The sequence below is a fragment of the Hallella seregens ATCC 51272 genome, from assembly GCF_000518545.1.
GTDB lineage: Bacteria > Bacteroidota > Bacteroidia > Bacteroidales > Bacteroidaceae > Prevotella > Prevotella seregens.
This window is the reverse complement of sequence record NZ_JADU01000033.1, coordinates 1-21,845: the sequence shown is the minus strand read 5'-3', so window position 1 is coordinate 21,845 and position 21,845 is coordinate 1. Positions and strand designations below refer to the sequence as shown.

Below are 21,845 nucleotides of genomic sequence, written 5' to 3'. Positions count from 1 at the left end.
AGAAAACGATGAAACAGAAATTCGATATTATCACATCGAGCTGCATCCCCTTGCCGCTCGAAAACGTAGATACGGACCAAATCATCCCGGCCCGTTTCCTCAAGGCAACCGACAAGAAGGGCTTCGGCGACAATCTTTTCCGCGATTGGCGCTACAACAAGGATGGCAGTCTGAAGGCGGACTTCATGCTCAACGATCCCAGCTACTCGGGTGTTATCCTTGTGGCCGGCAAGAACTTTGGTTCCGGCTCCAGCCGCGAGCATGCGGCCTGGGCCATTGCCGGATATGGTTTCCGTGTGGTCATCAGCTCGTTCTTTGCCGATATTCACAAGAACAATGAGCTCAACAACTTCGTGTTGCCGGTGGTAGTGAGCGAGGAATTCCTGCAGGAACTCTTCCGTAGCATTGACAAGGACCACAGGACTGAGGTGCGCGTGGATCTGCCCAACCAGACGGTAACCAACCTGGCTACGGGGCACAGCGAGCATTTCGACATCAACGGCTATAAGAAACACTGCCTGATGAACGGTCTCGACGATGTGGACTTCCTGGTGGAGAACCGTGCCAAAGTGGAAGCCTATGAACGGAAACAAGCATAATATGAATATGGGTCAGACAGGCCGGCAAAGGGCCACGATAGAAATCATGGACTGCACGCTGCGCGACGGCGAGCAGACCAATGGCGTGAGTTTCTTGCCGCACGAGAAGCTGATGATAGCCCGCATGCTGTTGAGGGATGTCAATGTAGACCGGATAGAAGTGGCCTCGGCCCGCGTGTCTGAGGGCGAAAAAGATGCTGTGACGCGCATCTGCAAGTTTGCTGAACGTGAGGGCTACCTCGACCGTGTTGAGGTGTTGGGGTTTGTAGACCATGACAAGTCGGTGGATTGGATTCGCGACTGCGGCGGGCGGGTTATCAATCTGCTGGCCAAGGGCTCGCTGAAACACTGCACACAGCAACTCCACAAGACACCCCAGCAGCACATCGATGATATTCTCGATGTGCTCGATTATGCCGAACAGCAGGGCCTCCGCGTGAATTTGTATCTGGAAGACTGGAGTTCGGGCATGAAGGATTCGCCCGAATATGTCAATCAAATTATGGAGGCCATGAAAGAAACCCGCATCGAACGGTTCCTCTTGCCCGACACGCTGGGTATCATGAATCCCCTGCAGTGCATGGACTATATGCAGCAGATGCTGAGTCGTTATCCCGACAAGCATTTTGATTTTCATGCCCACAACGACTACGACCTGGCCGTATCGAACACATTGGTAGCCGTCATGTGTGGTTGCTCAGGCGTGCATGTCACAGTGAACGGACTGGGAGAACGCTGCGGGAATGCGCCGCTGGCCAGTGTGCAGGCTATTCTGAACGACCAGATTCGCGTGCGGACCAACATCAAGGAGAGCCAGCTGAACATGATTAGCCGCGTGGTGGAGGACTACAGTGGAATAGCCGTGGCACCCAATCAACCCATTGTTGGTGAGAATGTTTTTACCCAGGTGGCTGGCGTGCATGCCGATGGCGACAACAAGAACAACCTGTACTGCAATGACCTGAAGCCGGAGCGTTTCGGTCGTAAGCGCGAGTATGCGCTGGGCAAGAACTCGGGCAAGGCCAACATTGAGCGCAATTTGGAGGAACTGGGCATGGAACTTACTGCCGAGCAGACCCGCAAGGTGGTGCAGCGTATTACCGAACTGGGCGACCGCAAAGAGGTGGTGACACAGGACGATCTGCCTTATATCGTGTCGGATGTGCTGAAGCACGACACGCAAGAAGACCGGGTGAAGCTGCTCAGCTACATGGTCTCCACATCCTATGGACTCAAGCCCATTGCCAGCATCAAGGTGGAAATCAACGGGCAGGTCTATACGGCCGACGCTACGGGTGATGGCCAGTACGATGCCTTTGTCAAGGCTTTGCGTGACATCTACAAGGCCAAACTGGGGCGTACTTTCCCCCGGCTGGCCAACTATACGGTGACCATCCCACCGGGCGGACACACCGATGCCCTTGTGCAGACCATCATTACGTGGCACGAGGAGGGCGGACGCATCATCCGTACACACGGCCTGGATGCCGACCAAACCGAGGCTGCGATCAAGGCTACGTTCAAGATGCTCAACATTATTGAGAGCGAAAAGACCGTCAAGTAAGTATCAACCCTATAATCAAAGATAAGTATGAAACTGAACATTGCTGTTCTGGCCGGCGACGGCATCGGGCCTGAGATCATGCCCCAGGCTATCAATGTGCTCAATGCTGTAGCCCGGAAATTCGGCCATGAGTTTGTCTATCACGAAGCCTTGTGTGGTGCACATGCCATCGACGAGGTGGGCGATCCTTTCCCAGAGGAGACCTACAAGGTGTGCATGGATGCCGATGCCGTGCTCTTTGCCGCTGTGGGCGACCCTCGCTTCGACAATGACCCCACACTGAAAGTGCGTCCCGAGACCGGTCTGTTGGCCATGCGCAAGAAGCTAGGCCTTTTTGCCAACGTGCGTCCCGTGGCTACATTCGATTGTCTGTTGCACAATTCGCCGCTCAAGGAAGAACTCATCAAAGGGGCCGACTTCGTGGTGATTCGTGAACTCACGGGTGGCATGTACTTCGGCGAGAAATATCAAGACAACGACAAGGCCTACGACACTGATATATACTACCGGCCCGAGATAGAACGTATCTTGAAGGTTGGCTTTGAGTTTGCGCAAAAGCGCAATAAGCACCTCACCGTGGTCGACAAGGCCAATGTACTGGCCAGCTCGCGCCTGTGGAGGCAGATCGCTCAGGAGATGGAGTCTCTCTATCCCGACGTGAACGTGGATTACATGTTCATCGACAATGCTTCGATGCGCGTGCTCACCGAGCCTCGATTCTTCGATGTGATAGTTACGGAGAATACTTTTGGAGACATTCTTACCGACGAGACCAGTGCCATCACAGGCTCCATGGGTCTGCAGCCCTCGGCCTCACTGGGCGAACATACGCCGCTCTTCGAGCCGGTTCATGGCTCTTGGCCCCAGGCAGCCGGCAAGAACATTGCCAATCCACTGGCGCAGATTCTCTCTGCTGCCATGATGCTTGAGCACTTCGGTCTCAATGCGGAGGGGGCGGCTATCCGTAAGGCTTGTGATGAGGCACTGGAGTCCAACATCCGTACGCCCGAGATTCAGGTTGAGGGTGGCAAGGCGTACGGTACCAAAGAGATTGGCGAGTGGATAGTAAATCATATCTAAAGGTTTAGCTATCTATTGGATAGACCGAAGATGAACGAGGAGCGGCGTTGTCATACAGTGACAACGCTGCTCCTTTTTTGTTGTTTGAAGCTATCCTATGACCATAGATAGCAGGAAGCCCGCGGATGTGGCTGCTCCGTAGATGAAGATGTTACGGGCCGTCTCGCCCAGCACGCCGTTGAGTGCCTGTCCGTGGTCGATGCTGACCAAGTGGCGATAAGCTTGGCGGTGAGGCCAGAGATAGGCCAACGCGGGCAGCACGAAAGCTGGCCAGTGGCCTCGAAACACGAAGCAGATGCCCAATCCCAAGGCCGCCAGTCCTGACCAGAGGTAGAGCGTCATGCCCCAGTGGTGGCCCACACGTACCACGAGTGTGCGCTTGCCGTCACGGCGGTCATTGTCGATGTCGCGGTTATTGTTGATGAGCAGCAGTGTGTCGATGACGAAGCCACAAGCCAGTGCAGCCACAACGGCCTCGGCAGTGATGGTTTGCATGGCGGTAGGTAGCGAGAGGTAGTAGGTGAGACATACGGGGACAAGCCCGAAGAACACGAGTACCAGCACGTCGCCCAGTCCATGATAGGAGAGGGTAGTGGTGTAGAGAAAGCAAAACAGCGCACAGAGCACTCCCACAATAATCATCTGCCAACCTCCATATCTTATCAAAGGCAAGCCCACAAGGCAGCTTGCACCCGTAGTTATGGTCATGGCCCATAGCATGGCACGCGGTGTCACCCATCCCATGGCGCAGGCACGGCGGGGGCCGAGACGGGTCTCTGCAGCGTCGTTGCCACGTCGGAAATCGAAGTAATCGTTCACGAAGTTGGCATCAATCTGCATCAGAAAAGCAAAGAGAAAGCACAGAAAGCAGGGTGTCCACTCGATATGTCCTCTGGTGTCGGCCATGGCCAGTGCTGCCCCGACCATCACAGGTACGGCTGCCCCGATGAGAGTCTTGGGGCGTGCCGCCAGCACCCATGCCCGCAAGGAATTTGTTTTTACGTGAGATTCGTCCATAATTGCTTGCAAAAATAAACATTATTTGCTATATTTGCAAAGCAAATCAACAAGAAAACAACTGCCATGATGGACGTGAGTCTCGACTTGATGTCGTTTGTAGAGACCAATATTCTCCCCAAGTACACCGCTTTTGGACATTCCCATGGACTGGGGCATGTGCAGCGTGTGATAGCTAATTCGTTGGTGTTGGCCCGCAAGCTCGGGGCAGATGTCAATATGGTCTATGCTATTGCGGCCTATCACGACTTGGGTATGAGTGGGCCGAGGGCTATCCATCATGTGACCGGCGGCAAGATTTTGGCAGCAGATGCCCGGTTGCGCAAGTGGTTTTCACCGACGCAAATCAGTATTATGAAAGAGGCGGTGGAGGATCATCGGGCTTCGGCCTCGCATGAACCGCGCAGCATCTACGGCAAGATTGTGGCCGAGGCCGACCGTGAACTGGATCCGGAGGTGGTGTTTACACGGGCCATTGAATACGGCATTGAACACCAGCCCCAGCTTGACAAGGAGGGACAGTGGAAGTGGTTCTGTGCACACATGGAGGAAAAATATAGTGCCCGAGGGTACATTAAACTCTGGATCCCCAACTCGCCCAATGAGGAAAAGATTCGTGAAGTAAGAGCCACCATAGCCGATCCGGCCCGACTGCGTTCCGTATTCGAACGCATTTGGGATGTAGTGGCAAAACAGTCTTAGCCGAACAGGGAGAACTTTCTTATACCTTTTATATAATAGAGCCACAGAATGCTGTAGGGTTTTCGTTCGGCAATGGGGGCTGCGACGCGTGTGCGGCGGATCTCGTTGCGGTCGTCGTCGAAATCGTGTCTCCATTTCCAGAAGGCACGCCGAGCCCTGAGGATGGCCACGAAGTCGCTCCAATTGTGATTCACCAGTAAGGTCTGTAAGGCTGCCATATGGTCGAGCACCCATCTCGCAGCCATCACACGTACCAGTTCGCTCGCGGGTAGATTCTTGTAGAGCATGGTGAGATTGTTGCGGAAATTCAGGAAAGTCTTCATCGGATTTCCCTTGGGTAGTGTTCCCCCACCCATGTGGAAGACGTGGCTGGAGGGTTCGCACATAATGCGGCGGCCCCGTTGACGCAGCCGCCAGCACAGGTCAATCTCCTCATTGTGGGCAAAGAAGCGGCGATCGAATCCATGCACCCGCCAATAGTCCTGGGCGCGAATCATGAGACAGGCCCCTGTAGCCCAGAGCACATCGGCTGGCTGGTCGTACTGTCCATGGTCGGCCTCCACTTCCTCAAACACGCGGCCCCGACAGAAAGGATAACCGTAGCGGTCGAGAAATCCCCCCGCAGCCCCTGCATATTCGAAGTGGTCTTTTTGGAATTCTGCCAGCAACTTGGGCTGGCAGGCTGCCACTTCGGAATCGCGTTCCATCAGGGCAATGAGGGGTGTGAGCCAGTGAGGTGTCACTTCTACGTCCGAGTTGAGTAGCACGTAGCAGTCGTCATCGATTTGAGCCAAGGCCCGATTATAGCCCTCAGCAAACCCATAGTTGCGATCGAGCAGAATGGTCTTGACCTCAGGAAACTGATCGGCAAGCAACTGCATGGAGCCGTCGGTCGAGGCATTATCGGCTACATAGGTGTCGGCCTCAGCCCGAGAGTATTTCAGGACGGTGGGTAGATATGTGCGGAGCATCTGCTCGCCGTTCCAGTTCAATATGACAATGGCTACTTTCATCTGTCTCTTCTTTCTTGTATTAAAGGGTTTGTGAGAGTTCCAGATGCTCCGTCAGTCGAGCAATTCGACGCGCAGGGCAGTGCGGTTGTAATTGAAATCGCATAGTTGTACGCGCCGTATCTGGTTGTCGTATTCCTCGTGTGCCAGCCGCGCCGGCAGCTCCACGCGAATATAATTGTCGGTGAAACCGTGCATGGCCTTGCCTATGCCGGCTTTCTCAAAGAGCACCTTTGCTTCATGGCCGATGTGCTTGGCATAGAAAGCTTGGGTCTTGCGGTCGGAAAGTTCCAGCAGCCGTCGTGACCGCTGCTTCTTGTCCTGATCGCTCACGATGTAGGGTATGGATAGGGCTGACGTGCCGGGCCGCTCAGAGTAAGGGAAGACATGGAGCTGTGTTACGGGCAGGCCATCAAGGAAATTGTAGCATGTCTCAAAGTATTCGGGTTGCTCGCCACGGCAGCCCACCATCACATCCACACCGATGAAAGCATCGGGCATTTTCTCTTTGATAAGATGAATCTTGTGGGCAAAGAGGGCTGAGTCGTAGCGGCGGTGCATGAGTCGCAGCACCTCGTCGCTGCCACTCTGCAATGGGATGTGGAAGTGGGGCATGAAAGCACGCGACCGGGCACAGTATTCGATGAGCTCGTCGTCGATCAGGTCAGGCTCCAGACTGCTGATACGGAACCGCTCGATGCCTTCAACCCGGTCCAATGCTTTCACCAGATCGACGAAACGCTCATGGGTGCTCTTACCGAAGTCGCCGATGTTGACACCCGTGAGCACAATTTCCTTGCCTCCTTCACGGGCCGCTTCTTCGGCTTGGGCCACGAGTGATGCGATGGATGGGTTGCGCGACAGACCGCGTGCATAGGGGATGGTGCAGTAGGTACAGAAGTAATTGCAGCCATCCTGTACCTTGAGAAAGTAGCGGGTGCGGTTGCCTCGCGAGCATGAGGGTTGAAAACTCTTGATGTCACGCGTCTTCACATGGTGGTATTGGTGCAGATGCCCTTTGCGAGGCTGTGTCCAAGCCTCGGACAGAAACTGTACCAGATTGGCTTTTTCGTTGGATCCCAGCACCAGGTCTACACCGTCGATCTTGCTCACAGCTTCACTCTCCAGCTGGGCGTAACAACCTGTCACCACAACAAAGGCACCGGGATTTTCCCTCACCATCCGGTGAATGGCCTGTCGGCATTTGTGGTCGGCGACCTCGGTGACCGAGCATGTATTGATGAGGCAGATGTCAGCTTGGTCGCCCTTGCCGACCGTGGTCACTCCCATATCGCCCAACAATTTGCCGAATGTTGAGGTCTCGGAGAAGTTTAGCTTGCATCCAAGCGTATAGTAAGCAGCCTTTTTACCTTGAAAAGCACTTGTATCTATCATGATAACATCTTCTTTCTTTCCTGCAAAGGTAGCGGTTTATGCCGAAATAAGGGGCATTTGAATAGAGATAATCGTGCCTTTGGCCGATGCTTTTGATGAACTGTTAGGGCAAACAAGATGTTTAACTTTTGTTTAGTATTTGTAATCATTTGGTATTCAAAGTGTTGCGAAAAAGTTACAGAGAGAGTGAAAAAAAAGCTCAAAAAAAAGAACGTCGTATTGAAAAAATGGCTAACTTTGCATCGTTTTAATAAACAAATGATTGTTTTACAGATTTAAAAGCAAAGAAAAATGAAGAAATTAGTTTTGGCTTTCGTAGCTGTTGTAGCTGTATCTTTCGCATCATGTGGTAACAAGAACCAGAGCGCAGCTCCTGCTTCCGACTCTGACACAACTGCTGTTAGCGACACTGCTGATACAGCTGCCGTTGACACTGCTGCTGCTGACACTGCTGCTATGTAATTCGACGCATCAGCTCGAACTGAAAAAAGAGAGACCCGCCCAAGACAATGTCTTGGGCGGTTGTTCTTTATGGTATGGATGCCTACGCTTTCTCTATTGATCGATAGTTTTATTTCGTGTATCCGACATCTTGGCAATGAAGTCATCGAGTATGGGAATCATAGTGGTCAAAGCGGCGGGATCGATGTTGCATGACTGGAATCCATCAACCATACACTTTGGCAAGCTGGCGGCTTTGCGCCTGAGTGCTTTGCCCTTGGGGGTGAGGAATACGATTTGCTGACGTTTGTCGGTGGGATTGTCACGGCGTGATAGCAGTCCGAGATTCTCCATGCGCTTGATAAGAGGCGACATGGTGTTGATACCCAAAAGCAGTCGCTTGCCAATGTCGTTGAGGGGTTGCTCGTCCTGCTCCCACAGTACCATCAGCACGAGATACTGCGTATAAGTGATGCCCAAAGGACGTAGGAGAGGCTCGTAGGCTTGGGTGATGAGTCGCGATGCCGCGTAGAGTCGGAAACAAAGCTGATGATTGAGTCTTAACTGTTCGTATGCCATTGGCTGATGGGTTTATACATGTTGGTTCCTATTCTGGGAATCATACGAAAAAGTAGCCGGCGGGATGATTCCTGCCGGCTGTCTTTGTGATAGAGTTTGTCTTTTATAGCTGTTCCTCAACGGCTTTTTCCACTTCCTTGAGGTCGACGGTCGGCTCGAAACGGGCTACAACTTCGCCGTTGCGATCGATGAGGAATTTGGTGAAGTTCCATTGGATGTCGTCCTGTTTACGGGGTTCAGAGTTGGCCTTATTGTAAAGATCCTCCATGATGGCTGCCAGTTTTTCCTCGTAGGCACCGCCGGCATAGCCTTTCTTGCTCTTCAGCCAAGTGTAGAGAGGAAGCTCATTGGCACCGTTGACATTACTTTTCTTGAACTGTGGAAAGTCTGTTCCGAACTTCATGGTGCAGAACTCATGAATCTCCTCATCGGTGCCGGGAGCCTGATGACCAAACTGGTCGCAAGGTATATCGAGAATCTCCAGTCCCTTTTCTTTCAGGCGCTTGTACATAGCTTCCAATTCTTCATACTGGGGCGTGAAGCCGCAGCCTGTAGCCGTATTGACGATGAGGAGCACTTTACCCTTGTAGGCTTCGAGGCTTACCTCGTTACCTTTCTTATCTTTCAGGTTGAAATCAAATAATGTTGCCATAATGATGTTTATGAAATAAATGGTCTGTTAATTATAATCGCTTGTCCTTTGTTTATGTCTGCAAGTTCTTTCATCTTGCCCTTGCATCCATTGTTTTTATTTTTAGGGTCGAATATATTCCCTATCCTTTGTCTTAGGAAATATCTCCTGTTCCTTTTGACAATGCAAAGATAGGAGTTCTCTGTTAAATCGTAAACGATATAATCAAAGGTTTAACATCCTTTATTATGTATCGTCCGCGATATTCCTTGAATATACATACGTTAACATGGAGTTGAGGGATAGGAGGACTGATGATTTTGGCAGGGCCATGGCAAGATAGGGCAGTGGTTGGCGTGTGATATGGCACGTGTCTTTCATTTTCTCATGACTACAGAAACAGATTGCCCCATGCGTGAAAGCAACATGGGGCAAATCAAGTAGAGGATGTGCCATAGCGATTATGACACATCCTCTACTTGTGATAATAAAAAGATGAGGAGGGAGCCTATTCTTCGGTCTTTGCCTTGCCCACCCCTTTTTCTTTCAGATATTCAAGAAAGAGACGGAGGGCCTTGTTGGTGGCAATGGCAAGATTGATGTCGCGGCCGAAGTCCTCGGTGAGTTTCAGAGTGCGCACGTCGTCCTTGGAACCATAGCCAATCCAGATGGTACCCACGGGAATCTCGGCAGTGCCCCCTGTGGGACCGGCTACGCCAGTGGCAGAGATGGCATATTTGCAGTTCAGGGCATCGCAGGCGCCCAGCACCATTTGGCGTGCCACCTCTTCGCACACGGCGGTCTGTTCCTCGAGTACCTGATGGGACACATGGAGCAAATTCTCTTTCACTTCATTGGTATAGCAGATGATGCCACCTTTGAAATACTGTGAGGCTCCTGGTACGGAGATGATGGCTTCAGCGATGCGGCCGCCGGTGCAACTCTCGGCCGTGCCCAGAGTGAGGTCGTTGTCATACAGAATCTCCTGGATTCCACGACTCAACATTTTGCTTTCAAATTCCATATTCTGAGTATTGATGAATCTGTAGATAAAACATTACTGAAAGGTTACCTTGGAAAAGGCCGGGGCATCGATGGGGCAGAAGTCGTGGTCCAGAAACTTGAAATAGCCTACGATACCAATCATAGCTGCATTGTCGGTGGTGTAGCTGAACTTGGGGATGTAGATGGTCCAGCCGTATTTTTCGGCATGTTCGCGGAATGCGTTGCGCAGCCCATTGTTGGCCGAAACGCCGCCGGCCACGGCCACGTGGCTGATACCCGTTGCCTTTACAGCCATGCGCAACTTCTTCATGAGGATGTCCACGATGGTATGCTCCAGACTTGCAGCAATGTCCTCCTTGTGGTGCTCGATGAAGTCGGGGTCCTCGGCCACCCATTTGCGCATGTTGTAGAGGAAAGAAGTCTTCAAACCCGAGAACGAATAGTTCATGCCGGGGATGTGGGGCTCGGCAAACTGATAGGCCTTGGGATTGCCTTGGCGGGCCAGGCGGTCAATGATGGGGCCGCCGGGATAGCCCAGCCCCATCACTTTGGAGCACTTGTCAATGGCCTCGCCGGCGGCGTCGTCGATGGTCTGCCCCAGCACTTCTATGTCGTTGTAGGCATTGACTTTGACTATCTGCGAGTTACCGCCAGACACCAACAGACAGAGATAGGGGAAGGGCGGCATGTGATGGTCGTCATCGCTCTCCTTGATGTAGTGGGCCATGACGTGTCCTTGCAGGTGGTTGACATCGATAAGGGGAATCTCCAGACTGCGGGCGAACCCCTTGGCAAAGCTCACACCCACGAGCAGCGAGCCCATGAGCCCCGGCCCCCGAGTGAAAGCCACGGCCGAAAGTTGTTCTTTGGTGATGCCGGCCCGCTTGATGGCTTGGTCGACTACGGGCACCACATTCTGTTGATGGGCCCGGCTGGCCAGCTCGGGCACCACGCCGCCATAGGCCCGATGAACCTCCTGCGAAGCCGTGACATTGCTCAGCAGCACTCCATTCTTCAGAACAGCTGCCGACGTATCGTCGCAGCTGCTCTCTATACCTAATATATATATATCGTTCATTCAGCGAAGCAAGTTGTCGTAAGTCAATGAAAAGTTGGTTGGTGTGCGGGTGCGTGTCTTAGTAAGACAGCACTTCTACGCCGGTCTCGGTCATGAGGAACGTGTGCTCCCATTGGGCAGAGGGCAGTTCGTCACCTGATATAACCTCCCAACCGTAGGGGTCTTCCGAGTCGATGAACACCTCCCACGTGCCCATGTTTATCATGGGCTCAATGGTGAAAGTCATGCCCGGAACCAGCAGCATGCCGGTGCCTTTGTGCCCGTAGTGCACAACGTCGGGTTCCTCGTGCATGGCCATACCTACGCCATGGCCGCAGAGGTCGCGCACCACACCATAGTGATATTTCTCGGCATGCTTCTGAATGGCATGACCGATGTCGCCCACAAAGCAGTAGGGCTTGGCGGCTTCGGCACCGATTTCGAGACATTCCTTGGCCACCCGCACCAGCTGCTCTTTCTCGGGAGTGGTCTTGCCGCCGATGATAAACATGCGCGAGGCATCGCCGTAGTAGCCGTTGAAGTCGAGCGTCATGTCCACATTGACAATGTCTCCCTCTTTGAGCACGTCCTCTTTCTTGGGAATGCCATGGCACACCACTTCGTTGATACTGGTGCACACGCTCTTGGGGAATCCCTCGAAATTGAGGCAAGAAGGGTGGCAATGATTGTCCTCACAATATTTCATGCAGATGTCGTCAATGTCCTGGGTGGTCATGCCCGGACGGATGGCAGCCTCCACGGCATCGAGGCAACCCGTATTCAGCTTGCCGGCCAAACGGATACCCTCTATCTGTTCGGGTGTTCTCACCATCTCGCGGGTGGGCACTTCCTTGCCCCGGTTCTCCCAATATATCACTTTCTTGTCGAGCTCACTGATTGGGCCGCCGGGCAGACAGTGCCATCTTTTCTTTTTCTTGAAAACCATATAGATGTGTTTATTTTGCAATGCAAAGTTACAATATTATGCCGAAAGGGGCCATGTCTGTCCCCGGAAAACGTTGCGTGGCGGACAAAAATGCCGGCGCCCCTGCTCAAAACAGCTGTAGCTTGTTCTTGCGCGCCTCTTCGAGCGAGAGTATGTGCTGCTGCTCTTGGGCGTACTGCGTGCGCAGCACCTCATACTTGTCTGCAAGTTCCTGCTCGAACTTGGGGCGTTCGGTGGGGTTGAGCAGCCGTGCTGAGGCGAGGACGCACTGGGCCGCGTCCTTGGTCCAGACCACAGGACCGTCGTAGTGGGGCGCTATCTTGAGTGCCACGTGGAGTTGAGAAGTGGTGGCTCCACCGATGAGAATGGGAATGGTGAGCCCCGCTCTCTTCATTTCGACGGCGGTGTTGACCATCTCGTCGAGCGACGGCGTGATGAGTCCGCTGAGTCCAACGATGTCGGCCTGGGTCTCAATGGCCTTTTTCACGATGTGTCCGGGAGGAACCATGACGCCCATATCGACCATCTCGAAGTTGTTGCAAGCCAGCACTACGGACACAATATTTTTGCCGATGTCGTGCACATCGCCCTTGACCGTAGCCAGAATGATTCGCCCGGCACTTGCTGCACTGCCCGCCTTTTCGGCCTCGATATAGGGCTGGAGGATGGCCACGGCCTGCTTCATGGTGCGGGCCGTCTTCACTACCTGGGGCAGAAACATCTTGCCCGAACCGAACAGCTCGCCCACCTTGTTCATGCCATCCATGAGCGGCCCCTCGATAATGTCGACGGCGTGGGGGTATTGTTCCAGTGCCTCGTGCAGGTCTTCGTCGAGATGGGTGGCGATGCCCTTGCGCAGGGCATAGACCAACCTTGCGTGCAGATCGTCCTGTCGCCACGCTTCCACCGTGGGCAGGGGGGTGGCCGCGCCGTTCCCTTGGCTGGCTTCCTGGAGCGCAAGTTGCTCGGCCTTGATGTGCTCGGCCAGCTCTATGAGGTCTTCGGCGGCGTTCTTGCGGCGGTTGAGCACCACGTCCTCGATGATTTGCAGATGGTCGGCCGGGATGTCCGAATAGGTTACTTTGGTGGCCGGGTTGACGATGCCGAAGTCCATGCCTTCGCGGATGGCGTGGTAGAGGAACACAGCGTGCATGGCTTCGCGGATGTAGTTGTTGCCGCGAAAGGAGAAGCTCAGGTTGCTCACGCCGCCACTGACGTGGGCGCCGGGCAGGTTGGCTTTGATCCAGTGGGTGGCGCGGATGAAGTTGACGGCATAGTCGTCGTGTTCTTCCATGCCCGTGGCGATGGCCAGCACATTGGGGTCGAAGATGATGTCGGGCGGATTGAAGCCGGCTTTCTCCGTAAGTAGCCGGTAGGCGCGTTCTGCTATCTCGATGCGCCGCTCATAGGTGGCGGCCTGTCCTTGCTCGTCGAAGCACATCACCACCACGGCGGCCCCGAAACGCTTCACGTCGTGGGCATGGGCAAGAAAGGTCTCTTCGCCCTCCTTGAGCGAAATGGAGTTGACGATGCACTTGCCTTGTACGCACTTGAGGCCGGCCAGGACGACGTCCCACTTGGACGAGTCTATCATCACCGGCACGCGGGCAATGTCGGGTTCGGAGGCGATGAGGTTGAGAAAAGTCACCATTTCGGCCTCGGCGTCGAGCAGTCCGTCGTCCATGTTCACGTCGATGACGAGGGCTCCGTCTTCGACCTGCCTGCGGGCGATGTCGAGGGCTTCGTCGTATTTCTTTTCCTTGATGAGCCGCAGGAACTTGCGCGACCCGGCCACGTTGCAACGTTCGCCCACGTTTACAAAGTTGACCTCGGGTGTCACGTCGAGCAGTTCGAGGCCCGAGAGCCACAGTGTCCGGGGTTTGGGCTGCGGCACATGGGGGCGTTTGCCCTGCGAGAGTTGGTAGTAGCTGCGGATGAAAGCGTCGGTGGTGCCGCAGCATCCGCCGAGAATGTTGACCAGCCCCTCGTCGACAAACTCGGCTATCTGGGGCGACATGCTCTCGACGGTCTCGTCGTACTCTCCCATGGAGTTGGGCAAGCCGGCGTTGGGGTATGCCGAAATGTAATAAGGGGCCTTTTGGGCCAGTTGCTTCAGATAGGGTTTCATCTGGCGGGCGCCAAACGAACAGTTGAGCCCTACGGAGAAAATGTCGTAGCAACTTACGCTGGCCAGGAAGGCTTCGAGCGTCTGTCCGCTCAGGGTCCGGCCGGCAAGGTCGCTCACCGTCACGCTAAGCATGATGGGGAGCGCGGCGCCCCGGCTGGCCATGGTCTGGTTGCAGGCGTCGATGGCGCACTTGGCGTTGAGCGTGTCGAAGATGGTCTCAATCAGAAAAAGGTCCACGCCGCCGTCGATCAAGGCCTCGGCCTGTTCCACGTAGGCAGCAAGAAGCTCGTCGTAGGTCATGGCACGGGCGGCCGGACTGCTCACGTCGGGGCTGAGCGAGCACGTCTTGTTGGTGGGGCCGATGGAGCCGGCTACGAAGCGGGGCCAGGCATCGGTGGAAAACCGGCGGGCGGCCTCCTTGGCCAGTACGGCTCCTTGACGGGCAATCTCACGGCTGTGGGCCTCCAAGTGGTAGTCGGCCTGGGAGATGCGCTGGCTGGAAAACGTGTTGGTCTCGATAATATCGGCGCCGGCTTCGAGGTATTTGCGGTGTATGTCGCTGATGATGTCGGGGCGTGTCAGGTTGAGCACATCGTTGTTGCCTTTCATCTGACCGGGGACGTCACGGAAAAGCCGTCCGCGAAAATCGGCTTCCGTCAGGCGGCAGTCCTGAATCATGGTGCCCATGGCGCCGTCAAGAATCAATATCTTCTCTCTCGCAATACTGTCCAGTAATCCTGAATTCACAATGGGATGGTCTTGTGGTTTGTTTAGTAATGCTTCATGGCCCTGTCCATTTCCCGGCGGTCTTCTTTCTCCTTGAGGGTCTGCCGCTTGTCGTATTCCTTTTTGCCCCGGGCCAGCACAATGTCTATTTTGGCCCGGCCGTGGGAGTCGATGAACACCAAAATGGGGACAATGGTGAAGCCGGGAGCCTTGGAATCTTCGATGAGTGAGTGGATTTCGCGCTTGGAGAGCAGGAGCTTTCGGTCGCGCATGGCCTCATGATTGGAGTAGGAACCATAGAAATAGGGCGAAATATTCATGCCCTTGACCCACACTTCTCCGTTGTGGATGTAGCAGAAAGCATCGACCAACGAGGCTTTGCCCAGGCGTATGGACTTGATCTCGGTGCCCGTCAGCACGATGCCTGCGGTGTAGGTGTCGATGAAAGCGTACTCAAAAGAGGCTTTCTTGTTGCGTATCTGTACCGGACTCTTTCTGCGGAGTTCCTGCTGGTCTCTATTCATTCTCTATCGTTGCAAAGTTGGTAATGTGCTCATCCACGTAGTGGGCCACCATGTTGGTGAAGTTTTCTTCTTCCTCGATAAAGGCATTATCGAAGTCGTCGAAGTCGCTGTACTGCTCGTAGAGCGCGTCGAACTCCTCCTGTGTATAGTCTTTTTCGAGTGCCTCATGGTGGAGATTGTAGAGCCGGTGGCATTTGTTGATGAGCTTGTAAAGGCCTTGGAGCCCCCAGTTGCGCATGGCCTTGTCGAAAGGGTTGCGGAAAATGAAACTGCCCAGACCGTTGTGGATGAGCTGCACGAAACCGCCCTCCATCAGCTCGTCGCGCATGGCTACGTAGGTGATTAGGGTGATTTGGTCGGCATTGAGCTCGGCCATGTTGTCGGCATTGAGCTCTCCACCGATGGCCTGATGGATGGCATCGGTGAAGACTTTGATGAATGCGTCCATGTCTTCGCCGGCTGCTTGGCGCAAGGCGGCGTCGCTGACTTTGACCTCTATCATGATATTTGCTTAATCAATGGGCTCCAATATAATGGCCACAAAGGTAAGCAAATAATCTATGAATGAGGATGGGGCGGTGCAAAAGGTTGTTAAACGCCGACCGTGCACGCCGTATTCGCGGGGCGAAACAGGGCTAATCGCAAGGCCGCGACGGGTTTTTCGCAAGGCGTTCAGCCGTTGGACGGTCGGCGAATAGCGCGTGAGGCGTCGGCCGGCACTAAAAAACCGCCGCACGAAGCCATCTGCGCGCGGCGGTTGTCTGATGTATGACGGGAATGGGGTGAGGGGCAGGCGCGCCCATACAGGGCGTATGTTCCTACAGTTTGGCAACCAATCGGGGGGATTGGCACGCCCCCCGACGGATGGTTAATAGGCGAAGAGCGGATAGTTCTTCATGGTGTCGTTCACCTTTTGGCGCACGCGGCTGATGACTTGCTCGTTTTCAGGGTCGGCCAGCACTTCGTCAATCAGGTCGGCAATGAGGTGCATCATGTCTTCCTTGGCGCCACGGGTGGTCATGGCGGCAGTGCCGAGACGGATGCCCGAGGTCTGGAAGGCGCTGCGTTCGTCGTAGGGCACCTTGTTCTTGTTGACCGTGAGGTCGGCGGCCACCAGGGCCGTCTCGGCCACCTTGCCGGTGAGGTCGGGGTATTTCTGGCGCAGGTCAAGCAGCATAGAGTGGTTGTCGGTGCCGCCGCTGACGATGCTGAAGCCGTGCTCGATGAGGTCTTGGGCCAGGACGGCGGCGTTGACCTTGACCTGCTTGGCATAGTCAATCCATGAGGGCATGAGATTCTCGCCGAAAGCCACGGCCTTGGCGGCGATGATGTGTTCCAGCGGACCGCCTTGGTTGCCGGGGAATACGGCGGAGTTGAGTAGCATGCTCATGGGCTTGACCACTCCCTTTTTGGTGGTGTAGCCCCAGGGGTTGTCGAAATCCTTGCCCATCAGGATGACACCGCCGCGAGGGCCGCGGAGGGTCTTGTGCGTGGTGGTGGTGACGATGTGGGCATACTTTACGGGGTTCTTTAGCAGTTTGGCGGCAATGAGTCCGGCAGGGTGGGCCATGTCGATCATCAGCAGAGCTCCCACTTCGTCGGCTATCTTGCGCATGCGCTCGTAGTCCCACTCGCGGCTGTAGGCCGAGCCGCCGCCGATAATCAGCTTGGGTTTGTGCTCCAGGGCCAGCCGTTCCATCTCGTCATAGTCCACGTGTCCGGTCTCGCGGTTCAGCGTATAGCCGACGTGCCGATAGAGTATGCCCGAGGTGTTGACCTCGCTGCCGTGAGAGAGATGGCCGCCTTGGTCGAGGTCGAGGCCCATAAAGATGTCGCCGGGCTTCAGCACGGCCAGCAGTACGGCCTGGTTGGCCTGAGCTCCGGAGTGAGGCTGCACGTTGGCAAATTCTGCGTCGAAGAGCCGCTTGACGCGCTCGATGGCCAGCGTCTCCACTTGGTCGACAATCTGGCAACCGCCGTAATAGCGTTTGCCGGGCAGTCCTTCGGCATATTTGTTGGTGAGATAGCTCCCGGCGGCAGCCATCACTTCCTCGCTTACGAAGTTCTCTGAGGCAATGAGTTCCATGCCTCTCAGCTGACGCTGATGCTCTTGCTCGATCAAATCAAAAATCTCTTGGTCTCTTTTCATCATGTCGATTATTATAGGGTTGATAATGATTGGTGTTGGTTTGTGGACGGGTTTACAGGATGGCCACCTTGTCGATGTCCTGTTCTTTGTCGCAGTAATGGCACTTGACGATGCCCGCAGCCTTGTCCACGATGGTGAAGTAGGTCTGCATGGGCTCGTTGTTGGTGATGCACTTGGGATTGTTGCATTTCACGATGCCGTGCAGCTCGTCGGGTGTCTCGACGGTCTTCTTCTCCACCACTTCGTAATTTTTGATGATGTTGAGCACGATTTTAGGGGCGATGACCGAGAGTTTGCTCACTTCCTCCTCGGTAAAGTATTTGTTGGAAACCTTGACGATGCCCTTGCGTCCCACCTTGCGCGAAGGCAGATTGTAGCCGATGGTGATCTGCTCGTCGAGTTCGTGCAGATGAAGCAGCCGGGCCACTTGGTAGGTTTTGTCGGCCGGAATATGGTCAATGACGGTTCCGTTCTCAATGGCGGCAACCTGTAATTCTTTCTTAGCCATGTATGTTGCAGTTATGGGTTCGAGTGAAAATCAATACTCGGAGCAGATGATGGTCGTGTCGTTGCGCACATCGTCGAGCGTGATACCGAGGCAATAGCAGAAAATCGCTTCGCGGGCGTAGAGCCCGTTCTTGGCTTGCTGGATGTAATAGGCGTGTGGATTGTTGTCCACGTCGTAGGCAATTTCGTTGACACGAGGCAGTGGGTGCATGATTTTCATGTTGGGCCTGGCCTTGTGCAGCATGGATTCGTGGAGAATGTAGACGTTCTTAACCCGTTCGTATTCCATCAAGTCGGAGAAGCGCTCTTTCTGCACGCGGGTCATGTAGAGAATGTCTGCATGGGCAATCTCGTCTTCGGTAAATGCGGTGTGCTCGTGGAATTCGATGTTATGCTTCTTGCAATAAATTTTATACTCTTGGGGCATGGCCAGCTCTTCAGGAGCAATAAAATGAAAGGTGGGGTTGAAGTGCCGCATGGCCGTAATCAGCGAGTGAACGGTCCGGCCGTATTTTAGGTCGCCGACAAGGTAGATGTTCAGATTTTCAAGCGTGCCCTGCGTCTTGTAAATGGAATAGAGGTCGAGCATACATTGGGAGGGGTGCATGTGTGCTCCGTCGCCGGCATTGATGATGGGGATGGGAACAACCTCGCTGGCATACTGGGCTGCTCCCTCTATGTGGTGCCTCATGGCGATAATGTCGGCATAGTTGCTGACCATGAGTATCGTGTCTTTCAGGGTTTCGCCTTTGGTGGTGCTGGAAGTTTTGGCGTCAGAGAAACCGATGACACGGGCTCCTAAGCGATTGGCAGCCGTCTGGAAACTGAGTTGGGTGCGTGTGGATGGTTCAAAGAACAGTGTGGCGACGACTTTTCCTTTCAGCAATTCTCTGTTGGGATGTCTCTCGAACTCTTGCGCCATGTCGAGCAGGTACAGAATTTTCTCCTTGGACAGATCGGCAATCGTCACAAAATTATGCTTCTCCATTGACATTTTGATTGATTGTTACGAATTCGACGGCTAAGTTACTCATAATTTTTTATTCCTTAGTGCGATTTCAAAAGAAATATTGTATTTTTGCACAAATAATATTTGGCACTGTCATGAGAAAGACATTCGTGAAAATGCTGTGGTTTTTTCTGGCCCTTTTGGTTGGAATTGCCGCTTCGCTTTTTTCCCTGATATGGTTTGGCATCATCGGTTATTCCCCGGATATAGCTCATCTGCAGAATCCCATTAACAAATCGGCTTCCCAGGTTTTTTCTGCGGACGGCAAGATTATCGGAACCTATAATATAGACCGGGCCAACCGTATTCCTGTGGCCTATTCCAAGTTGTCGCCCTACTTGGTTCGCGCATTGGTGGCTACCGAGGACGAACGCTTTTACGATCATTCGGGCATTGACTTCTACGCATTGGGGCGGGCAGTCGTGAAACGAGGGCTGATGGGACAGGAGAGTGCCGGCGGCGGAAGCACCATTACGCAACAGCTGGCCAAGCAGTTGTATTCCGCACCGGCCAAATCGACCATGGAGCGACTGTTGCAGAAACCGATAGAGTGGGTGACGGCCATCAAATTGGAGCGGAATTTTACCAAGGAGGAAATCATAGCCCTTTATCTGAATTACTTTGATTTTCTGCATGGAGCCGTGGGAATCAAGATAGCAGCAAACACTTATTTTAGCAAGGAACCCAAGGATTTGACGGTGGGGGAGTCCGCACTGCTGATAGGTCTTTGCAAGAATCCGTCCTTGTTCAACCCTGTACGTTATCCGGAACGCAGCAAAGCCCGGCGAAATGTGGTGTTGGGACAGATGCTGAAAGCCGGTTATCTCTCCGAAGCGGAATATGCAACCTGTTGCGCTGAGCCGATTGAGTTGCATTTTCATCGGGCTGATCACAAGGATGGGACAGCCGTCTATTTCCGGGAATTCCTGCGCCAGTACATGATGATGGATAGGCCGGAGCCGAAAAACTATCCGGCATGGAATAAAAGACAGTACGTGATAGACTCCATTGCTTTTGCTAATGACCCGCTTTGCGGATGGTGCAAGAAGCATACCAAGAAAGATGGGAGTTTCTATAATGTCTATACAGACGGTTTGAAGATTTACACAACGTTGGATTCCCGCATGCAGCGTTATGCGGAGGAGGCCGTCTATGGGCATGTGGCTAAATACTTGCAGCCTGCATTCAATAGGGAGAACAGCAACAAGCCGAATGCTCCCTTTACCGACCAATTGACACATAAGCAAGTGAACCAGATTATCAACAGGGCTGTGGTTCAGAGTGAACGCTACCGTAATATGAAAGAGACCGGGGCCTCTAAAGAGGAAATAGAACGGGCTTTCAGAACGCCTACGGATATGTCGGTGTTTACGTATCATGGAGATATAGATACGGTAATGACGCCGATGGATTCTATTCGTTATTACAAATCGTTCTTGCGGGCGGGCTTCATGAGCATGGATCCGCACACTGGGTATGTCAAAGCGTATGTGGGAGGTATCAATTTTGAGCATTTTCAATATGATATGGTGATGGGCGGACGTAGGCAAATAGGTTCGACCATCAAGCCTTTCCTCTATTCTTTGGCTATGGAGAATGGGGCGTCGCCCTGTGATAAGGCTCCCAATGTGCAGAAGACGTATATGGTGGCCGGCAAGCCTTGGACTCCCCGCAATGCCAACAGGAGGCGATATGGAGAGATGGTGACTTTGAAATGGGGATTGGCACAGTCGAACAACTGGATTTCAGCTTATCTCATGAGCAGGTTGAATCCCAGACAGTTTGTGAGTATGCTGCATCAGTTTGGACTGAACAATCCTGATATTTATCCGTCGTTGTCACTTTGTTTGGGGCCTTGTGAGGCCTCGGTGGGAGAGATGGTGAGCGCCTATACCACATTTGCCAATAATGGAATTCATGTGGCACCCATGTTCGTAACCAAGATAGAAGACAGTGAGGGAAATGTGGTGGCAACATTCCAGCCGGCAATGAATGAGGTGATTAGCTCGGTCAGCGCCTATAAGATGCTGGAAGAGCTGATGGCTGTTGTCAATGAGGGCACTGCCGGACGTCTGCGCCACAAGTATAATATCACAGGAGACATTGGGGGAAAGACGGGAACCACCAACCGCAATTCGGATGCGTGGTTCATGGGCTTTACGCCTCAACTGGTCAGTGGTGTATGGGTAGGCGGCGAGGATAGGGACATTCATTTCGATTCCATGAGGATGGGACAAGGTGCAACGATGGCTCTGCCTATCTGGGCCTATTACATGAAGAAAGTCTATCAGGACCGTAGTCTTCCTTATGATCCCACTGCAGTCTTTGATGTACCTGACGATTTCAACCCCTGTGAAAAAGAAGCGGAGGAGACGGGAGATTTGGGAATAGATGAAATTTATGAGTAAGCGTATCTGGTCTTTCCCTTTTTCTCGCGCATATATAATAATGTGAGTTCTGTTTTTGTGTCCTTTATTTGTCCGTTAAAGCGAAAAATTTGTTTTTCATCTGTATTTTTTTGCTTGATTGTTTGGTTGTTTCCGGTTCAATGTCTACCTTTGCACTCGCTTTCCGCCTGTGTGGCGGTTTGCGTTTAGGAAAGAGTTCTTTGAAAGTATTTACATAGACAGAGTAGTAGTACAAGAAGCAAGTCCTCGTTCCTGTTTTTGTCGGGTTTCGGGGAATTGGGTATGAATGAGAACCGTCCGATTCATTTTGGATGAGATTCACAGGTTTTACTTGAACTTCGATACATTTTCAGGCGTTCTGTGACAGG

Annotated in this window: 20 protein-coding genes; 6 read left to right on the top strand and 14 right to left on the bottom strand. The window is 53.4% G+C overall.

The genetic code is table 11. From position 1 onward, the window contains the following. Window positions 1-8 precede the first annotated feature (8 nt). Genes leuD through leuB form a run of 3 tightly spaced genes read left to right on the top strand, consistent with a single transcriptional unit; the run spans window position 9 to window position 3,243 of the window. Complete coding sequence (gene leuD, locus L888_RS0109915; RefSeq protein ID WP_027952782.1) at window positions 9-599, top strand: 3-isopropylmalate dehydratase small subunit; 591 nt, start codon at window positions 9-11, stop codon at window positions 597-599. 1 nt (window position 600) lies between these two features. After that, complete coding sequence (locus tag L888_RS0109910; protein ID WP_156924997.1) at window positions 601-2,163, top strand: alpha-isopropylmalate synthase regulatory domain-containing protein; 1,563 nt, start codon at window positions 601-603, stop codon at window positions 2,161-2,163. A gap of 27 nt (window positions 2,164-2,190) precedes the next feature. Continuing rightward, window positions 2,191-3,243 carry a 3-isopropylmalate dehydrogenase gene (gene leuB / locus L888_RS0109905; protein ID WP_027952780.1) on the top strand — a complete coding sequence of 351 codons (1,053 nt, stop codon included), beginning with the start codon at window positions 2,191-2,193 and terminating at the stop codon, window positions 3,241-3,243. Window positions 3,244-3,333: 90 nt separating this feature from the next. Here the strand turns inward: leuB and menA are convergent, their stop codons facing one another. Further along, window positions 3,334-4,260: a 1,4-dihydroxy-2-naphthoate octaprenyltransferase gene (gene menA, locus L888_RS0109900; RefSeq protein WP_027952779.1), complete on the bottom strand. Its 927-nt coding sequence runs from the start codon at window positions 4,258-4,260 to the stop codon at window positions 3,334-3,336. Between the two features lie 66 nt (window positions 4,261-4,326). On the opposite strand from menA, the gene L888_RS0109895 reads away from it, so the two are divergent. After that, window positions 4,327-4,962, top strand: a complete 636-nt coding sequence (locus tag L888_RS0109895; RefSeq protein ID WP_027952778.1) for an HD domain-containing protein — start codon at window positions 4,327-4,329, stop codon at window positions 4,960-4,962. On the opposite strand, the gene L888_RS0109890 is transcribed toward L888_RS0109895, so the two are convergent. Both L888_RS0109890 and mtaB read right to left on the bottom strand, forming a co-directional pair. After that, window positions 4,959-5,975, bottom strand: a complete 1,017-nt coding sequence (locus L888_RS0109890; RefSeq protein WP_027952777.1) for a glycosyltransferase family 2 protein — start codon at window positions 5,973-5,975, stop codon at window positions 4,959-4,961. The two genes, L888_RS0109895 and L888_RS0109890, sit on opposite strands and share 4 nt — an antisense overlap. A 51-nt stretch (window positions 5,976-6,026) precedes the next feature. Further along, the gene (gene mtaB, locus L888_RS0109885; RefSeq protein ID WP_027952776.1) at window positions 6,027-7,367 is read right to left on the bottom strand and encodes a tRNA (N(6)-L-threonylcarbamoyladenosine(37)-C(2))-methylthiotransferase MtaB; all 1,341 of its coding nucleotides are present in this window, start codon (window positions 7,365-7,367) and stop codon (window positions 6,027-6,029) included. Between the two features lie 291 nt (window positions 7,368-7,658). Here mtaB and L888_RS14685 point away from each other — a divergent pair, with 291 nt between their 5' ends. Further along, the gene (locus L888_RS14685) at window positions 7,659-7,829 is read left to right on the top strand and encodes a hypothetical protein (RefSeq protein WP_168109895.1); all 171 of its coding nucleotides are present in this window, start codon (window positions 7,659-7,661) and stop codon (window positions 7,827-7,829) included. A 93-nt stretch (window positions 7,830-7,922) separates the two neighbouring features. Here the strand turns inward: L888_RS14685 and L888_RS0109880 are convergent, their stop codons facing one another. The 11 genes from L888_RS0109880 to pyrB all read right to left on the bottom strand — a co-directional run bounded on the left by L888_RS0109880 (window position 7,923) and on the right by pyrB (window position 19,048). Then, window positions 7,923-8,387, bottom strand: coding sequence for a MarR family winged helix-turn-helix transcriptional regulator (locus tag L888_RS0109880; protein ID WP_027952775.1), 465 nt, complete (start codon window positions 8,385-8,387; stop codon window positions 7,923-7,925). A gap of 103 nt (window positions 8,388-8,490) precedes the next feature. Further along, window positions 8,491-9,039, bottom strand: coding sequence for a glutathione peroxidase (locus L888_RS0109875; RefSeq protein WP_005844275.1), 549 nt, complete (start codon window positions 9,037-9,039; stop codon window positions 8,491-8,493). 487 nt (window positions 9,040-9,526) lie between these two features. Next, a complete protein-coding gene (locus L888_RS0109870) occupies window positions 9,527-10,042 on the bottom strand; it encodes a CinA family protein (RefSeq protein ID WP_027952774.1) in 516 nt (171 codons plus the stop codon). Window positions 10,043-10,075: 33 nt separating this feature from the next. Further along, window positions 10,076-11,101, bottom strand: a complete 1,026-nt coding sequence (tsaD, locus tag L888_RS0109865; RefSeq protein ID WP_005844271.1) for a tRNA (adenosine(37)-N6)-threonylcarbamoyltransferase complex transferase subunit TsaD — start codon at window positions 11,099-11,101, stop codon at window positions 10,076-10,078. A 58-nt stretch (window positions 11,102-11,159) separates the two neighbouring features. Further along, window positions 11,160-12,026, bottom strand: a complete 867-nt coding sequence (gene map / locus L888_RS0109860; RefSeq protein WP_027952773.1) for a type I methionyl aminopeptidase — start codon at window positions 12,024-12,026, stop codon at window positions 11,160-11,162. Window positions 12,027-12,132: 106 nt separating this feature from the next. Then, window positions 12,133-14,841 carry a methionine synthase gene (gene metH, locus L888_RS13585; RefSeq protein ID WP_245594864.1) on the bottom strand — a complete coding sequence of 903 codons (2,709 nt, stop codon included), beginning with the start codon at window positions 14,839-14,841 and terminating at the stop codon, window positions 12,133-12,135. A gap of 83 nt (window positions 14,842-14,924) precedes the next feature. Next, window positions 14,925-15,404: an SsrA-binding protein SmpB gene (gene smpB, locus L888_RS0109850; protein ID WP_005844265.1), complete on the bottom strand. Its 480-nt coding sequence runs from the start codon at window positions 15,402-15,404 to the stop codon at window positions 14,925-14,927. Then, the gene (locus L888_RS0109845; RefSeq protein WP_005844263.1) at window positions 15,397-15,906 is read right to left on the bottom strand and encodes a DMP19 family protein; all 510 of its coding nucleotides are present in this window, start codon (window positions 15,904-15,906) and stop codon (window positions 15,397-15,399) included. Before L888_RS0109845 ends, smpB begins: the two co-directional genes overlap by 8 nt. Window positions 15,907-16,272: 366 nt before the next feature. After that, on the bottom strand, window positions 16,273-17,553 hold the full coding sequence (gene glyA / locus L888_RS0109840; RefSeq protein WP_027952772.1) for a serine hydroxymethyltransferase: 1,281 nt from the start codon (window positions 17,551-17,553) through the stop codon (window positions 16,273-16,275). A 52-nt stretch (window positions 17,554-17,605) separates the two neighbouring features. Beyond that, window positions 17,606-18,061: an aspartate carbamoyltransferase regulatory subunit gene (gene pyrI, locus L888_RS0109835; protein ID WP_005844258.1), complete on the bottom strand. Its 456-nt coding sequence runs from the start codon at window positions 18,059-18,061 to the stop codon at window positions 17,606-17,608. A gap of 30 nt (window positions 18,062-18,091) precedes the next feature. Then, a complete protein-coding gene (gene pyrB, locus L888_RS0109830) occupies window positions 18,092-19,048 on the bottom strand; it encodes an aspartate carbamoyltransferase (protein WP_027952771.1) in 957 nt (318 codons plus the stop codon). Between the two features lie 116 nt (window positions 19,049-19,164). Here pyrB and L888_RS0109825 point away from each other — a divergent pair, with 116 nt between their 5' ends. Next, complete coding sequence (locus tag L888_RS0109825) at window positions 19,165-21,477, top strand: transglycosylase domain-containing protein (RefSeq protein WP_027952770.1); 2,313 nt, start codon at window positions 19,165-19,167, stop codon at window positions 21,475-21,477. Window positions 21,478-21,845: the final 368 nt, after the last annotated feature.

Bases quoted from the DNA above. Each gene is read 5' to 3' on its own strand.
- leuD (WP_027952782.1), top strand. From the start codon at position 9: ATGAAACAGAAATTCGATATTATCACATCGAGCTGCATCCCCTTGCCG.
- L888_RS0109910 (WP_156924997.1), top strand. From the start codon at position 601: ATGAATATGGGTCAGACAGGCCGGCAAAGGGCCACGATAGAAATCATG.
- leuB (WP_027952780.1), top strand. From the start codon at position 2,191: ATGAAACTGAACATTGCTGTTCTGGCCGGCGACGGCATCGGGCCTGAG.
- menA (WP_027952779.1), bottom strand. From the start codon at position 4,260: ATGGACGAATCTCACGTAAAAACAAATTCCTTGCGGGCATGGGTGCTG.
- L888_RS0109895 (WP_027952778.1), top strand. From the start codon at position 4,327: ATGATGGACGTGAGTCTCGACTTGATGTCGTTTGTAGAGACCAATATT.
- L888_RS0109890 (WP_027952777.1), bottom strand. From the start codon at position 5,975: ATGAAAGTAGCCATTGTCATATTGAACTGGAACGGCGAGCAGATGCTC.
- mtaB (WP_027952776.1), bottom strand. From the start codon at position 7,367: ATGATAGATACAAGTGCTTTTCAAGGTAAAAAGGCTGCTTACTATACG.
- L888_RS14685 (WP_168109895.1), top strand. From the start codon at position 7,659: ATGAAGAAATTAGTTTTGGCTTTCGTAGCTGTTGTAGCTGTATCTTTC.
- L888_RS0109880 (WP_027952775.1), bottom strand. From the start codon at position 8,387: ATGGCATACGAACAGTTAAGACTCAATCATCAGCTTTGTTTCCGACTC.
- L888_RS0109875 (WP_005844275.1), bottom strand. From the start codon at position 9,039: ATGGCAACATTATTTGATTTCAACCTGAAAGATAAGAAAGGTAACGAG.
- L888_RS0109870 (WP_027952774.1), bottom strand. From the start codon at position 10,042: ATGGAATTTGAAAGCAAAATGTTGAGTCGTGGAATCCAGGAGATTCTG.
- tsaD (WP_005844271.1), bottom strand. From the start codon at position 11,101: ATGAACGATATATATATATTAGGTATAGAGAGCAGCTGCGACGATACG.
- map (WP_027952773.1), bottom strand. From the start codon at position 12,026: ATGGTTTTCAAGAAAAAGAAAAGATGGCACTGTCTGCCCGGCGGCCCA.
- metH (WP_245594864.1), bottom strand. From the start codon at position 14,841: ATGGGCACCATGATTCAGGACTGCCGCCTGACGGAAGCCGATTTTCGC.
- smpB (WP_005844265.1), bottom strand. From the start codon at position 15,404: ATGAATAGAGACCAGCAGGAACTCCGCAGAAAGAGTCCGGTACAGATA.
- L888_RS0109845 (WP_005844263.1), bottom strand. From the start codon at position 15,906: ATGATAGAGGTCAAAGTCAGCGACGCCGCCTTGCGCCAAGCAGCCGGC.
- glyA (WP_027952772.1), bottom strand. From the start codon at position 17,553: ATGAAAAGAGACCAAGAGATTTTTGATTTGATCGAGCAAGAGCATCAG.
- pyrI (WP_005844258.1), bottom strand. From the start codon at position 18,061: ATGGCTAAGAAAGAATTACAGGTTGCCGCCATTGAGAACGGAACCGTC.
- pyrB (WP_027952771.1), bottom strand. From the start codon at position 19,048: ATGGAGAAGCATAATTTTGTGACGATTGCCGATCTGTCCAAGGAGAAA.
- L888_RS0109825 (WP_027952770.1), top strand. From the start codon at position 19,165: ATGAGAAAGACATTCGTGAAAATGCTGTGGTTTTTTCTGGCCCTTTTG.